At 42.1% G+C, this 13,878-nt stretch carries 12 protein-coding genes and 1 tRNA gene; 5 read left to right on the plus strand and 8 right to left on the minus strand.

Translation table 11 applies throughout. The features are described 5' to 3' along the window. Positions 1–4: 4 nt before the first annotated feature. Entirely contained in the window at positions 5–316 is a 312-nt protein-coding gene (locus BU200_RS04485; RefSeq protein ID WP_075099033.1) for a hypothetical protein, read from the minus strand. A 683-nt stretch (positions 317–999) separates the two neighbouring features. Further along, positions 1,000–1,070 (minus strand) — tRNA-Cys (locus BU200_RS04490). A 239-nt stretch (positions 1,071–1,309) separates the two neighbouring features. On the opposite strand from BU200_RS04490, the gene rpsB reads away from it, so the two are divergent. Further along, positions 1,310–2,092 (plus strand): 30S ribosomal protein S2, encoded by a 783-nt coding sequence (gene rpsB, locus BU200_RS04495; protein ID WP_075099034.1) that lies wholly within the window; start codon positions 1,310–1,312, stop codon positions 2,090–2,092. A 366-nt stretch (positions 2,093–2,458) separates the two neighbouring features. Then, complete coding sequence (gene tsf, locus BU200_RS04500; RefSeq protein WP_075099035.1) at positions 2,459–3,499, plus strand: translation elongation factor Ts; 1,041 nt, start codon at positions 2,459–2,461, stop codon at positions 3,497–3,499. A 164-nt stretch (positions 3,500–3,663) separates the two neighbouring features. Here tsf and BU200_RS04505 read toward each other — a convergent pair whose 3' ends face one another. Then, positions 3,664–4,380: a hypothetical protein gene (locus BU200_RS04505; RefSeq protein ID WP_075099036.1), complete on the minus strand. Its 717-nt coding sequence runs from the start codon at positions 4,378–4,380 to the stop codon at positions 3,664–3,666. Position 4,381: 1 nt separating this feature from the next. Next, positions 4,382–4,729 carry a DUF6568 family protein gene (locus tag BU200_RS04510; RefSeq protein WP_075099037.1) on the minus strand — a complete coding sequence of 116 codons (348 nt, stop codon included), beginning with the start codon at positions 4,727–4,729 and terminating at the stop codon, positions 4,382–4,384. Between the two features lie 1,057 nt (positions 4,730–5,786). Between BU200_RS04510 and BU200_RS04515 the strand changes: the two genes are divergently transcribed. Together BU200_RS04515 and BU200_RS04520 are read left to right on the plus strand one after the other, a co-directional pair. Further along, complete coding sequence (locus BU200_RS04515; protein WP_075099038.1) at positions 5,787–6,245, plus strand: CtsR family transcriptional regulator; 459 nt, start codon at positions 5,787–5,789, stop codon at positions 6,243–6,245. Position 6,246: 1 nt separating this feature from the next. Then, positions 6,247–8,697, plus strand: coding sequence for an ATP-dependent Clp protease ATP-binding subunit (locus BU200_RS04520; protein ID WP_075099039.1), 2,451 nt, complete (start codon positions 6,247–6,249; stop codon positions 8,695–8,697). 334 nt (positions 8,698–9,031) lie between these two features. On the opposite strand, the gene BU200_RS10910 is transcribed toward BU200_RS04520, so the two are convergent. Both BU200_RS10910 and BU200_RS04525 read right to left on the minus strand, forming a co-directional pair. Beyond that, on the minus strand, positions 9,032–9,268 hold the full coding sequence (locus tag BU200_RS10910; protein ID WP_142237022.1) for a hypothetical protein: 237 nt from the start codon (positions 9,266–9,268) through the stop codon (positions 9,032–9,034). A gap of 71 nt (positions 9,269–9,339) precedes the next feature. Continuing rightward, positions 9,340–9,909 carry a phospholipase A2 family protein gene (locus BU200_RS04525; RefSeq protein WP_075099040.1) on the minus strand — a complete coding sequence of 190 codons (570 nt, stop codon included), beginning with the start codon at positions 9,907–9,909 and terminating at the stop codon, positions 9,340–9,342. A 142-nt stretch (positions 9,910–10,051) separates the two neighbouring features. Between BU200_RS04525 and BU200_RS04530 the strand changes: the two genes are divergently transcribed. Next, positions 10,052–10,857, plus strand: a protein-coding gene (locus BU200_RS04530; protein WP_409372402.1) for an IS5 family transposase whose coding sequence is annotated in 2 segments (ribosomal slippage) — positions 10,052–10,417 and positions 10,420–10,857 — 804 coding nt in all. Because the reading frame shifts where the segments join, the coding sequence is not laid out codon by codon here. Between the two features lie 145 nt (positions 10,858–11,002). On the opposite strand, the gene dusB is transcribed toward BU200_RS04530, so the two are convergent. Together dusB and hslO are read right to left on the minus strand one after the other, a co-directional pair. Continuing rightward, positions 11,003–11,995, minus strand: coding sequence for a tRNA dihydrouridine synthase DusB (dusB, locus tag BU200_RS04535; RefSeq protein ID WP_075099041.1), 993 nt, complete (start codon positions 11,993–11,995; stop codon positions 11,003–11,005). Next, the gene (hslO, locus tag BU200_RS04540) at positions 11,988–12,854 is read right to left on the minus strand and encodes an Hsp33 family molecular chaperone HslO (protein ID WP_075099042.1); all 867 of its coding nucleotides are present in this window, start codon (positions 12,852–12,854) and stop codon (positions 11,988–11,990) included. The genes dusB and hslO overlap by 8 nt, the downstream gene beginning before the upstream one ends. Positions 12,855–13,878 lie beyond the last annotated feature (1,024 nt).

Raw genomic sequence — 13,878 nt, forward strand, 5'->3', positions numbered from 1 at the left:
ACGATTATTTGTAGGTGCAAAAAATAAGCTCTTTCAGAAAGAATAAGATGATAGTGACAGCGAGTCCAATGATCCAGCGTTTTGTAATTCTACGATCCGCTTCCCGCTCTGCCCTTTCTTTCATCTGTTGCTCAAGCAAGATATTCCTAGTTTCTGACAAGATTCGCTGCACCCTAAGTTCGGACATCATGTCGATCTCTGACTTGGTATAGATATTATTGAGCTTGCTTTCCAAGTTTTCATATTTTCTATCTAAATGAGATTCTAACATTCTAAATTTTTGTTCAATTTCATTCACATTGTAGGTATTAGGCATGGCATCATTTCTCTTTTAAAATTTTATTTGCAAAATGCATTTCGTGATAGATAGTTTCGCCTTTTAAGTATACTAAGTAAAAAAGGTATTTGTCAAAATATTTGTCTCGCTAAAAAGAAAGTCTCGAAAATAGACTGCCAACTTGAGAATATTGACTTCAGTTAAGTGGCAAAAAAGCTCCTATCAAAGCGGACTTTTATAGCCGTTTAGTTTATTTTTAGTACTAGCTCAAACAGTCTGGGGAGAGACTGTTTGAGGTGGGAAATGAAGAAAACGAAGTTTTCGTTAAAAGTCGCAGGTAGTTGTCTAGTTGATAACTAGACAAGTGATAGATAAGAAAAGTGTAACTTTTCTCAATAGTACAACTCAAGATACGAGAGCGTTAAGCAACTCCTAGACAAAATAGGAAATACGACGAAGAAGCGTTGGCTTCTAGGAGTATTTATCTTTTTGTCAGTGAGTTGTAGCTCAAGTTCAATTATACAAGACGAGTTAACGAAGTAATAAAAATATAAACTAAATGACTATATTAGGATAAACAAAGTTGAGAACGGTCTCCCTTATGTCGTTCAATTTGCCTACAAACTATATCATTTTATCCGTATTTATCATGATTAAAAAATTAAAAAGCCCCATTTCAAGGGCTTTTTTTGCTGTTAAATTTGGATAAAATCCATAAAATAAGGCGGTAGACGGATTTGAACCGACGATCAAGCTTTTGCAGAGCCGTGCCTTACCACTTGGCTATACCGCCATAACACATAACATTCTACCGAAAAAAAGACGATTGGTCAAGTAGGAAATGTGTAGGAGTTGAATTTGTTGTGGAATAGAGCAACAAATTCCTTGCCAAATCCTTTGAAATTTGGTAAGATAATAGAGTTGCGATAAGCAATAAATACTCATCTCAAATCCATTGTGGACCTGTTGCCGAAAGGTTGGACTGCAAGTTGACGTTTGGGAGAGGAGAAAAAACAAAAGGAGACATTACTCATGGCAGTAATTTCAATGAAACAACTTCTTGAGGCTGGTGTTCATTTTGGTCACCAAACTCGTCGCTGGAATCCTAAGATGGCAAAATACATCTTTACAGAGCGTAACGGTATCCACGTGATTGACCTTCAACAAACTGTAAAATTGGCTGATCAAGCATACGACTTTATCCGTGAAGCAGCAGCAAATGATGCAGTTATCTTGTTCGTTGGTACGAAAAAACAAGCTGCAGAAGCAGTGAAAGACGAAGCAATCCGCGCTGGTCAATACTTCATTAACCACCGTTGGTTGGGTGGAACTCTTACAAACTGGGGAACAATCCAAAAACGTATCGCTCGTTTGAAAGAAATCAACCGTATGGAAGAAGAAGGAACCTTTGATGTTCTTCCTAAGAAAGAAGTAGCCTTGTTGAACAAACAACGTGCTCGTCTTGAAAAATTCTTGGGTGGTATCGCAGACATGCCACGTATTCCAGACGTTATGTTTGTCGTTGACCCACATAAAGAGCAAATCGCTGTTAAAGAAGCGAAAAAATTGGGAATCCCAGTTGTTGCGATGGTTGACACAAATACAGATCCAGATGATATCGATGTGATTATCCCAGCCAATGATGATGCAATCCGCGCTGTTAAGTTGATCACTGCTAAAATGGCTGATGCAATCATTGAAGGTCGCCAAGGCGAAGATAGCGTTGAAGCAGTAGAGGCAGAATTAGCAGCTACTGAAACAGAAGCAGCATCTATTGAAGAAATCGTTGAAGTTGTAGAAGGCGACAACAACTAATACTTTGGAACATCCTAAGGGGCAGGGCTCAGCCCTCCCCCTTTTTTGAAAAGAAATAGAACATGCCCTAAGGCTATGACTCCCTTTAGGAAACAGTCTGAAAAGTTCTACCGGAGTTTTTCAGTCGTCAGATTTCCTATTTTGTCTAGGAATTGCTTTCACAGTCTAGGAACAGACTGTGAAAGGTTGGAGATAAAACGAGTGAAACTCGCGTCAAACGCCCTCGTATCTTATTGTAACTGAACACGCCCTAAACTCTGTGCGAAAAAGACAAATTCTCCTAGAAACTGAAGTTTCTGCGTCAAATTTTCTATTTTCGCTTTGAGTTTTTAACGGGCTCGTATCTTATTTTAAAGGAGAATTAAAATGGCAGAAATTACAGCTAAGCTTGTAAAAGAATTGCGTGAAAAATCTGGTGCTGGTGTCATGGATGCTAAAAAAGCCCTTGTTGAAGTAGATGGTGATATCGAAAAAGCGATTGAATTGCTTCGTGAAAAAGGGATGGCAAAAGCAGCTAAGAAGGCTGACCGTGTAGCAGCAGAAGGTTTGACTGGTGTTTATGTAGATGGAAATGTGGCAGCAGTTGTTGAAGTGAATGCTGAAACAGATTTCGTTGCGAAAAACGCTCAATTCGTTGAATTGGTAAACGAAACAGCAAAAGTGATCGCAGAAGGCAAACCTGCTAACAATGACGAAGCACTTGCTCTTACAATGCCTTCAGGTGAAACTCTTGAAGCAGCTTATGTTAATGCGACTGCAACTATCGGAGAAAAAATCTCATTCCGTCGTTTTGCTTTGATTGAAAAGACAGATGCACAAGCATTCGGTGCTTACCAACACAATGGTGGTCGTATCGGGGTTATCTCTGTTATCGAAGGTGGCGACGAAGCCCTTGCAAAACAAGTATCAATGCATATTGCAGCGATGAAACCAACTGTTCTTTCATACAAAGAATTGGATGAACAATTCGTGAAAGATGAGTTGGCACAATTGAACCATAAAATTGAACAAGACAATGAGAGCCGTGCAATGGTTGGTAAACCAGCCCTTCCATTCTTGAAATATGGTTCAAAAGCTCAATTGTCTGATGATGTGTTGGCACAAGCAGAAGAAGCTATCAAGGCAGAATTGGCTGCTGAAGGTAAGCCAGAAAAAATCTGGGATAAAATCCTTCCAGGAAAAATGGATCGCTTCTTGCTTGACAATACAAAAGTTGACCAAGCTTACACCCTTCTTGCACAAGTTTACATTATGGACGATAGCAAGACAGTTGAAGCTTACCTTGATTCAGTAAATGCTAGCGTTGTAGCCTTTGCTCGTTTTGAAGTGGGTGAAGGAATTGAAAAAGCAGCTAACGACTTTGAATCAGAAGTTGCTGCAACAATGGCTGCGGCACTTGGTAAATAATCTTGTAAATGAAAAAGAGAGGAACGCTTGTTCTTCTCTTTTTATGTGATTATTGTGATTTTCAAAAAGTGTAACATTTCTCAATAGTACAGCAAGACGAGTTAACGAAGTAATAAAAGATAAACTAAATGACTATATTTTGATTTTCGAAGACTACTAGAATTTTAGGACAAGATATAGGTATCCCAATGCGCATCCGCCTGCTCTTTAAAGAGTGACTTGAGGGTCATAGCACAGCTGTCCACATCATCTGCTTCAAAGAGGATTTCTGTATATTCTTGAAAGAGATAGGGAACGATTTGATGGAGAAAGGAGCGGAGACTGTTGTTGTCCTCTCCCCATACATAGGCAATCTCATTGTCCTCTATAAACGCTAGATTTTCAATTCCCTTTGCTCCGCTTTGATAATAGACAGTATCAGGAAGAGTTGCAAAAAAGTCTTCTGCAGTCTCCGTAAAGGGGCTGATTGACTTGTGGCTTTTTGTATAGTAATGGAGTAGCAGGTGGCTACAAGTCTCGTAGGTCTTACTTGCACATTCTGCGATTTGAAATGAAGTCGAGGTCAGCTCTCCGAGATAGTCCTGTACGCTGACAACCATTTCATGGCAAATCCGCTTGCACTGAAAACCTCCTGCTTCTAAAAAGGAGATGAGACTCTGGTTGGTTGAGGACAGCATGACCTGTAAGGGCTTCTTGCAATGGCTGCGAATGGTCTGAAAAAGAGGAGCGGCAAGGCTATCGTCATATATCGTCAAGTCAAAGGTTAGGTAGGTATGTTGCTGATGATATGGATTTTCCGATAGCTTAATGGTTCCAATAGACTGATGATGGTGATAAACAGTGACCTGCTGGCGGTCAAATTCTACTTGTAGCTGGGACATTTTAGACAGTTAAGAATTGGCGGATTTCGTCTTCTGTCATAGAGCTGTCGCAACGAACTTGCACGCCGTTTGCACTTGCAAATAGGAGAGCGGGAACAGTCGCTGCTTGGTAGCGTTGGCGAAAGGCTTGCAGTTGAGGATCGGGATTACTACTGTCAATAAAATAGACAGTCAATCCATTTGCTTGGGTAACGCTATGGAGCTTTGGCACAAAGCGCTGACAATAGGGACAGGTCGCGCGTCCTAAAAAGAGAATGACATTTTCCCCTTGTGAAAGCAGACGTTCAGTTTCCTCAACAGAAATAGACGTAAAATCCTGCACAAGCTCTTGAAATGAATAGGTAAACATAGTAACTCCTTTAAAAATAAGATACGAGCCCGTAAAAAACTCACAGCGAAAATAGGAAATCTGACGAAGGGTCATTAGACCCTAGGAAGATTTATCTTTTTCGCACAGAGTTTAGGGCGAGTTCAGTTAAATAAGATACGAGGGCGTTTAAAGCACACCGTGAAAATAGGAAATACGACGCAGAACCATTAGACGAGAGTTTGCTTCGCAAACTTCTATTTCCCGCCTCTAAAGGTATCCCATACCTTTAGAGCTAGGAAGATTTATCCCTAAAGGGAGCCACAGCTGTAACTAGCTAAAGCTAGAACACCTGCGTCTCTTTTTCGCACAGAGTTTAGGGCGTGTTCAATTAAGATGTGAAGCCGTTAAAAAACCGACTGAAAATTAGGAATCTTGACGAGTGAAAAGCTCCTGTGGAGGTTTTCAGCCTATTCCCTAAAGGGAGCTACACCTGTAAGCAACTAAAGTTGCAACAGTTGCGTCTCTTTTTCACCCAGTGCTTAGTCCGAGTTCAGTTACACAAGATGTGAAGCCGTAGAAAACCGACTGAAAAATAGGAGACTGACGTAGTGTTCGCCGAATACAAGGAAGTCTATACCTAAAGGGAGCCATACCTGTAATCAGCTAAAGCTGAAACAGTTACGTCTCTTTTTTCCGAGGTTTTAGGCTGAACTCAGTTGCATAAGATACGAGGGTTTTTGACACGAGTTTCACTCGTTCTATCTCCCACTTTAACAGTCGATTTCCAGACGAAGATAGCTAGCTTATTGGAGGGCTATCAACAATCAGTGGCTCGTAGCTCGAATGTAATTCCTCTTTTCATTATAGGGAAAGCTGGTGAGAAATGCAAGAAATTCTGTTTGGATTTTTCCTATAATACCCAAACTCTTGTTTTAAAATAGTTTCTACTTTTCTCTCCAAATATCAAAGTGAGTAGTGGAGCAAGGCTTCCCTGTTTATAGACTATTCTGAAAACCGGTCTGCGTTGCTTTTGCTTTTCAAAGTCAGGGAATTAGGGTATAATAGTCAAAGATAGTCAGAGAAAGAGGTGGAGTCTATGGCGATAAAAAATACATCTGATTATATTGAAGAACATATCAAGGCGATATTAGAACAGGTGAGTGTAGCAGAGTTGCGCAGAAGTGAGTTGGCAAGCCGATTTGAGGTGGTGCCAAGTCAGATTAACTATGTGATTAAGACACGATTTACTGCTAGCCGTGGCTATATTGTAGAAAGCAAGCGTGGGGGTGGAGGTTATATCCGAATTGGTCGGATTACCTTTTCGGACAAGCATGAGTTGGTTCGCGACTTGTTACACAATATGGGGACAGAATTGTCTAGCGCGGTGTTTGCGGATATTCTGCAACTCTTATTTGATGAGCAGTTGATGACAGAGCGCGAGGGTAATTTGTTTCTAGCTGCTAGCAGTAACGAGATCTTGGGAAATGATGCCAGTGCTATTCGTGCGCGGATGATGCGACAGATTTTACGACGATTGGATAGGAAAGAGGATTAGAATGAAATTTTCAAATGGATTACGGCGTATCTATGAAGATGCGCAGTTAATCGGACAGCGCTACATGTGTGACTACTTAGAGACTTGGCATCTGTTAATGGCTTTTGTCCTTAATCCAGACACGATTGCAGGAGCTACTTTGGCGGATTATCCACTTGATATTACGGATTATGAGCAGGCAATCTATGCGGTGACAGAGCGTACCTATCTTGAGGACTTAGAGGAATTTACCTTTTTACAGAGTTCAAAGCGACTCAATGAAGTGGCAGATTTTGCTCACAAGATTGCAGAAGTGGTTAAAGCCAGACAGGTTGGGACGGAACATCTCTTCATGGCCATGCTCTTAGACAAGCGTTCCATCGCTTCACAAGTCCTAGACAAGGCTGGATTTGAGTTTGGAGATTCGGATACCAAGTTTCGTTTCATTGATCTGCGAAAGAACCTAGAGGCAAAGGCTGGCTTCACCAAGGAAGATTTGAAGTCTATCCGCAGCATTATGAAAGGTGGGAAAGCAAATCGTCCAACCATGGCGAATATGATGGGGATGCCACCAGCTCCTCAGACAGGTGGTTTGGAGGACTACACGCGGGATTTGACAGCCCTAGCTCGTGCAGGGCAGATTGATCCAATCATTGGTCGTGAGGATGAAATTTCGCGCATGATTCAGATTCTTTCCCGTAAGAGCAAGAATAATCCTGTCCTAGTCGGAGATGCGGGGGTTGGGAAAACAGCCCTTGCTTTGGGCTTGGCTCAACGGGTAGCCGACGGTGAGGTGCCAGCTAGTCTAGCCAAGATGCGGGTCTTGGAGTTAGACTTGATGAATGTGATTGCTGGAACGCGTTTCCGGGGGGATTTTGAAGAGCGGATGACCAATATCATCAACGATATTGAAGACGACGGGAACGTCATCCTCTTCATTGATGAGTTGCATACCATTATGGGGTCTGGTAGTGGCATTGACTCCACCTTGGACGCGGCTAATATCTTAAAGCCTGCCCTAGCTCGTGGAACCTTGCGTACCGTTGGGGCAACGACCCAGGATGAGTATCAAAAGCATATTGAAAAAGACGCAGCCCTCTCCCGTCGATTTGCAAGAGTAACAGTAGAGGAGCCGAGTGTAGCAGATAGCATTGCCATTTTGCAGGGCTTGAAGAAAGCCTATGAAGGCCATCATCATATTCAGATTACAGACCAAGCAATTGTGACTGCTGCTACCTTTGCGAAACGCTATTTGACCAGTAAAAATCTACCCGATTCGGCTATTGACTTGCTGGATGAGGCGAGCGCAACGGTGCAGAACCGGCAAAAAGCAAGTGGTAAGCAGTCTGAATTATCTGCCACAGATCAGGCGCTCATGGCAGGAAAGCACAAGACCGTTCGTCAATTGTTGATCAAGGAGTTGGAGGCAGAAAGCCCGGAAACCGTAAGTGATGCTCAAGTGACAGACGAGGATGTTTTGCTGACCCTTAGCCGGTTATCAGGCATTCCAGTTGCTAAGTTAAGTCAGACGGATGTCAAGAAATACTTGAATTTAGAAGCTGAGTTGCACAAGCGGGTGATTGGGCAGGAGGCTGCTATCTCTGCAGTTAGTCGTGCTATTCGCCGCAATCAATCAGGGATTCGGACAGGCAAGCGTCCGATTGGCTCCTTTATGTTCTTAGGACCTACTGGGGTCGGAAAGACAGAATTGGCAAAGGCTTTGGCAGAGGTCTTGTTTGATGATGAGTCAGCCCTCATTCGTTTTGATATGAGTGAGTATATGGAAAAGTTCGTTGCCAGTCGCTTAAATGGTGCTCCTCCGGGCTATGTCGGCTATGAAGAAGGCGGCGAGCTGACAGAGAAAGTCCGCAACAAACCGTATGCTGTCTTGCTCTTTGATGAGGTGGAAAAAGCACACCCGGATACCTTTAATATTCTATTACAGGTCTTGGATGATGGTGTTTTGACCGATAGCAAGGGGAGGAAGGTTGATTTTTCAAATACTCTCATTATCATGACCTCAAACCTTGGGGCAACTGCCTTGCGGGATGAGAAGACGGTTGGTTTTGGAGCGCTTGACTTATCACATAGTCAGGAACAGGTTGAAAAGCGGATTTTTGAAGAATTGAAAAAGACCTACCGACCAGAGTTTATCAACCGAATTGATGAGAAAATCGTCTTCCATAGCTTGACGGATCAGGATATGCAGGAAGTGGTGAAAGTGATGATTCGTCCGCTTCAAGCCGTTATGAATGAAAAGGGGATTCAGTTCAAAATACAGCCGTCCGCTTTGAAATTATTAGCGCAGGAGGGCTACGATCGTGAAATGGGAGCTCGTCCGCTCCGCCGCTTGCTTCAAATGAAAGTAGAAGATCCATTGGCTGAAATGCTGCTTCGTGGAGAATTGCAGGCAGGGGATACCCTGAAAATTGGGGTGAAAGCTAGAAAATTGAACTATGATATAAGCCGTTAGGCTAGCCTCTTCTATCATAGTCTTTCAGTACTAGTCTTTTGCTGTTTGGTGAGAGCTATTTCCAGATTTTGGATACATCGTAAAAAAAGTCGTATCAATGGACCATTCTAGGGTTGATACGACTTTTATAGTCTTTTAGTTTACTTTTAGTACTAGGCAACGAGCTGAAGGTTGGAAATCATACTGACGATAGTCAGTAACAATCGTAGAGTACGGCAAAGCGAGTTCCCATAATCTGGGAGATTATGGGAAGTTGGAAATAGGGAAACGGAGTTTCCACAATCGTCGAAGTAATAAAAGATAAACTGAACGACTATATAGTGGCTAGGATACGTTATCGAGCATCTAGTCCCAATATCCCGAAAATGAGGTAGGAGAGAGCCAGTGTCACAACGATTGGCTGCAGGCAGAGGAGGCCAAATAGGAACAATTTTATTCTTTTGAAAAGAAGGGCGGTTAGAATGGACAGCCATCCGCTCGCTGGAAGAAAATAGCGATAGATAAAATCAATGACGGACATGCTATGATTACCAAAAGGAAGATGAATACTAGGTGGTATCCAAATAACCATAGACCAAATGAAGAGGATAAAAAGGATAAAATAGAGGTCGAACCGACTATTTTTAATATTGTTATAGTATTTTAACATCCTATCAGACCTGCAGTTTCAAAATAGACTTTTATTGCATCGGCTTTCCAGCGAACATCTGCGGGTATCCAACGGCGATTAATTCGGATATACTCTACCAGTTGGCGATTGCATTCACAGTTTTTACGGTATCCCATTCCTGTAAAACATCTGTCATGATTTTGGCAACCTTGATCCAAAACATCTGTAACAGGTAAAGTAAAATTATTACCATTGTGACCTGGACCGCAATAGTTCCAGTGAAATGGTATAGGAATACTTCTAAAATATGAATTAGGAGTAAAAGTAGAATTAGAGTACTCTTCACTAATGGTTTCAATTAACAAGCCTATATTAATTAGTTCATCTGATTCCCTATTTTGTAAGGCTCTATCATAATCAAAGTAGACTCTTTCTCCATCCTGAATTAGATACTGCTTTACTCTTTCACTTTGTTCTTGAGTGAAATCCTCAACAGGAGCAATACTATTATAATTTACATCTTCTGCGTTAACACTAGTAATAAAAGATAATAGTAGAGATAGCATCCCTATAAATGCTAATAATTTTATGCTCTTTGTCATATTAGTCCTCCTTATATTTAGAAGCTAGGAAAATGTAGACTAAGCACTTTCTACTATAACATAATAGAACACCTCCCTTTCCAAGAAAGCGTTTTATTTTATAATAGACCTCCTGCGAAACAAAATATGCTAAACTATACATATGAATTATGAAACTAGTAAAAGCCTCACAGATAGTCGCTTTAAACGTCTTGTCGGCGTTGAGAGAAGAACCTTTAAAGAAATGCTAAAAGTCCTAAGAGTTTCCTATCAGAGAAAACACTCTAAAGGTGGCCGTAAACCGAAAATGAGTTTAGAAGACATTTTGATGGCTACTCTTCAATATCTCCGTGAATATCGTACTTATGAACAGATAGCGACTGATTTTGGTGTACACGAGAGCAATCTTATTCGTCGCAGTCATTGGGTTGAAGAAGTCTTAGCTCAAAATGGATTTACCATTGACAAAGCTGTGATAAAAGATACAGATACTGTGATTATTGATGCCACCGAAGTGAAAATTCAGCGTCCCCAAAAAAGCAAACCCTAAGCTATTCTGGGAAAAAGAAGTTTCATGTAGGTAAGGCCCAACTGATTGTGACCGTGCAGGGAAAGATTCTTTTCGTTGATATCCAGCTGGATTATTGCCACGATATGAAACTTTTTAGAACCAGTCGAAGAGACTTATCTAGGGCAGGCGAAATTTTAGCAGACAGTGGATATCAAGGGATTATGAAACTATACTCACAGGCGAAAACTCCAAAAAAATCAAGCAAATTACACCCCTTAACAGATGAAGATAAAGCTTATAATAAGGCTTTGGCCTCGTGTCGTATCAAGGTGGAGAATGTGTTTGCCAAGGTGAAAGCTTTTAAGATTTTTTCAACGACTTATCGTAATCGAAAACGAAGATTCGGTTTACGGATGAATCTAATTGCTGGGATTATCAATTTTGAGACTAAATTATAGTTTCGCAGGAGGTCTAATATTATTATAAAATAATTTATATAGAAAAGTCAAGGGATTCTTGTATCTTGAAAAAGTAAGGAGAAGTTTAGTATTTTTAGTATTAAACAGTCCGCTAGCTGACACGATGGAGTCTGAGAAAGGAGGTCTATTTTTTATAGGCTTCACGTGCTTGATGAAAGAGTGTCTCAACTTCTTCTACTGATTCGGCGCGAGCGACAGCACCACGAATTTTAGCGGCACCAGCTGTTCCGCGTAGATAATGTGGAGCAAGTCCTCGGAATTCACGTACGGCAATGCTTTCGCCTTTGAGCTTAACCAGGCGGGTCAGGTGTTCAAAGGCAATGGTGAGCTTGTCGTCAAAGCTCAAATCAGGCAGTACTTCCCCTGTCTCCAGATAGTGGTTGACCTGCTCGAAAATATAAGGGTTTCCCATGGCAGTCCGTCCAATCATGACGGCATCTGCGCCGACTTCTTCGATTCGCTGGCGAGCGTCTTGGACGGTGCGAATGTCCCCATTTGCAATAAATGGAATCTTGGTGAGTGCTTGCGCCACCTTGCTAAGAGTTTCGAGGTCAACTGTTCCTGTATACATTTGCTCCCGAGTGCGACCGTGCATGGCAAGTGCTGCCACTCCAGCACTCTCTGCGGCAAGGGCATTTTCGACAGCAAGATCAGGACTTGCCCACCCTGTCCGCATTTTAACGGTTAGGGGAATATCAAGAACAGAGCTTACCTGCTGGATAATATGGTAAATCTTATCTGGATCTTTGAGCCACTTGGCACCTGCTTCATTCTTAATGACCTTGTTGACAGGGCAACCCATATTGATATCTACCATATCTGTCTTGGTATTTTTTTGGATAAATTCTGCTGCGCGTGATAGTCCGTCCGCATCTCCACCAAAGAGCTGTATCGACATGGGATCTTCATTTTCTTCGATATGCAACATGTGCAAGGTTTTTTCGTTGTTATATAGCAGTCCTTTTTCTGAAATCATTTCCATGACGACAAGACCTGCCCCCATTTCTTTGGCGATAGTACGAAAGGCAGAGTTGGTCACGCCAGCCATAGGGGCTAGGACTGTTCGATTGGGGATTTCGACATTTCCAATCATAAATGGAGTATTGAGATTAGCCATTGATGAGTTCCTCCAAGTCGTTTTCGTCAAAGTGGTAATGGGTTTGGCAGAATTGGCAGTTAATCGCTGCCCCCTTGTCCTCTTCCTGCATTTCCTTTAAGTCAGCTTTTGGTAGGCTAGCAAGGGCATGTAAGAAGCGTTCTTTTGAACAATCGCAGGTGAAGCTAAGAGGTTCTTCGGACAGGCGCTTAAAGGCTTGTTCGCCATAAATAGCCTCCAAAAGGGCTTCGATATGATTGCTTGACGCCAGCAGTTGCGAAATAGCCGGCATGTTCTGGATCCGCTGTTCAAATTGCGCGATTTCCTCTTCTGTCGCTCCCGGTAAAACCTGCACAAGAAAACCACCAGCTACCTGAACCTTGTCCTCTTCGTCCAATAAAACGTTGAGACCGACTGCGGACGGGGTTTGCTGACTTTCCGTCAAGAAGTAGGCAAAATCTTCTCCGATTTCTCCCGAAACCAAGGGGGTCATGGAATGGTAGGGATGTCCCATACCGTAGTCTGTAATCACTAAAAATTGACCTTGCCCGATAAGAGGACCTACGATAACCTCGCCCGTTGCTGTTTTCTTCAAATCAATGTCGGGGTTTTGAATGTAACCCTTGACCTGCCCCTGAGTATCAGCTACGCTGATAATGGCACCGATAGAGCTATTACCGAGGATTTTAAGGGTGATTTTAGTATCCCCCTTTTCGTTTGCGGCAAGCATCTGGTTGGCAATCAAGGCACGACCCAAAGCGACAGTTGATGAAGCCATGGTATCATGCTTTTCTTGAGCGAGCCGAACTGTTTCTGTACTATCCAACACAAAGGCACGGAAGTGCCCATTTTCTGAAATTGTTTTAATCATTTTGTCCATAAGGATTATTATAGCATACCAGCGCTAAAATGCTAGTCGCTTGGATTTAATCTTGTATGGAAATCAGATAGAATAGGGCGCAAGCCAATCAATGGCTTCGTTGAGCATATCGGGACCCGGGAGCTTGTCAGAGATAATATAGTCATTTAGTTTATATTTTTATTACTTGGTTAACTCGTCTTGTGTAATTGAACTCGGGCTACGAGCTGTGCAAAAAAGATAGTTTTTCCTAGAACTTGTGGTTCTGCGTCAAAACTCCTATTTTTGCTTTGCTCGTTTAACGCCCTCGTATCTTGTATAATTGAACTCGGGCTACGAGCTGTGCAAAAAAGAGCGATAACTGTTTCAGTTTTAGCTGATGATGGTTCTTTAGGAAATAGGCTGAAAACCTCCACTGGAGCTTTTCACTCGTCAAAACTCCTATTTTTGCTTTGCTCGTTTAACGCCCTTGTATCTTGTATAATTGAACTTGAGCTACAACTCACTGACAAAGCGTAGTCAGAAAGTTGAGTAACCCTAGATAGACATCACAGTAGGCATCTGATTGGCGCTAACACGCCAATCTAGTTGCCTTTGTGGGGGTCTCACTACGAAGCTAAAACTTCTGTTCGGCCGCCTATTTTGTCTCTAGGAGTTGCTTCCACAGTCTAGGAATAGACTGTGGAAGGTTGGAGATAAAACGAGTGAAACTCGTGTCAAACGCTCTCGTATCTTGGGGAATTGAACACGCCCTAAACTCTGTGCGAAAAAGAGACATAACTGTTTCAGCTTCAGCTGATGATGGTTCTTTAAGAAATAGGCTGAAAACCTCCACTGGAGCTTTTCACTCGTCAGATTTCCTATTTTCGCTTTGAGTTCTTTACGGGCTTTGTATCTTGAGTTGTACTATTGAGAAAAGTTACACTTTTCTTATCTATCACTTGTCTAGTTATCAACTAGACAACTACCTGCGACTTTTAACGAAAACTTTGTTTTCTTTATTTCCCACCTCACCCAGTCTCTCCCCAGATTGTTTTGACGAAAA

The organism is Streptococcus acidominimus (assembly GCF_001921825.1).
Taxonomy (GTDB): domain Bacteria; phylum Bacillota; class Bacilli; order Lactobacillales; family Streptococcaceae; genus Streptococcus; species Streptococcus acidominimus.

What these genes read in the sequence shown, in the direction of transcription:
- BU200_RS04525 (WP_075099040.1), bottom strand. Translation starts at nt 9,909, where the DNA reads ATGACAAAGAGCATAAAATTATTAGCATTTATAGGGATGCTATCTCTA.
- BU200_RS04520 (WP_075099039.1), top strand. Translation starts at nt 6,247, where the DNA reads ATGAAATTTTCAAATGGATTACGGCGTATCTATGAAGATGCGCAGTTA.
- BU200_RS04510 (WP_075099037.1), bottom strand. Translation starts at nt 4,729, where the DNA reads ATGTTTACCTATTCATTTCAAGAGCTTGTGCAGGATTTTACGTCTATT.
- BU200_RS04505 (WP_075099036.1), bottom strand. Translation starts at nt 4,380, where the DNA reads ATGTCCCAGCTACAAGTAGAATTTGACCGCCAGCAGGTCACTGTTTAT.
- BU200_RS04485 (WP_075099033.1), bottom strand. Translation starts at nt 316, where the DNA reads ATGCCTAATACCTACAATGTGAATGAAATTGAACAAAAATTTAGAATG.
- tsf (WP_075099035.1), top strand. Translation starts at nt 2,459, where the DNA reads ATGGCAGAAATTACAGCTAAGCTTGTAAAAGAATTGCGTGAAAAATCT.
- dusB (WP_075099041.1), bottom strand. Translation starts at nt 11,995, where the DNA reads ATGGCTAATCTCAATACTCCATTTATGATTGGAAATGTCGAAATCCCC.
- BU200_RS10910 (WP_142237022.1), bottom strand. Translation starts at nt 9,268, where the DNA reads ATGGTTATTTGGATACCACCTAGTATTCATCTTCCTTTTGGTAATCAT.
- rpsB (WP_075099034.1), top strand. Translation starts at nt 1,310, where the DNA reads ATGGCAGTAATTTCAATGAAACAACTTCTTGAGGCTGGTGTTCATTTT.
- hslO (WP_075099042.1), bottom strand. Translation starts at nt 12,854, where the DNA reads ATGGACAAAATGATTAAAACAATTTCAGAAAATGGGCACTTCCGTGCC.
- BU200_RS04515 (WP_075099038.1), top strand. Translation starts at nt 5,787, where the DNA reads ATGGCGATAAAAAATACATCTGATTATATTGAAGAACATATCAAGGCG.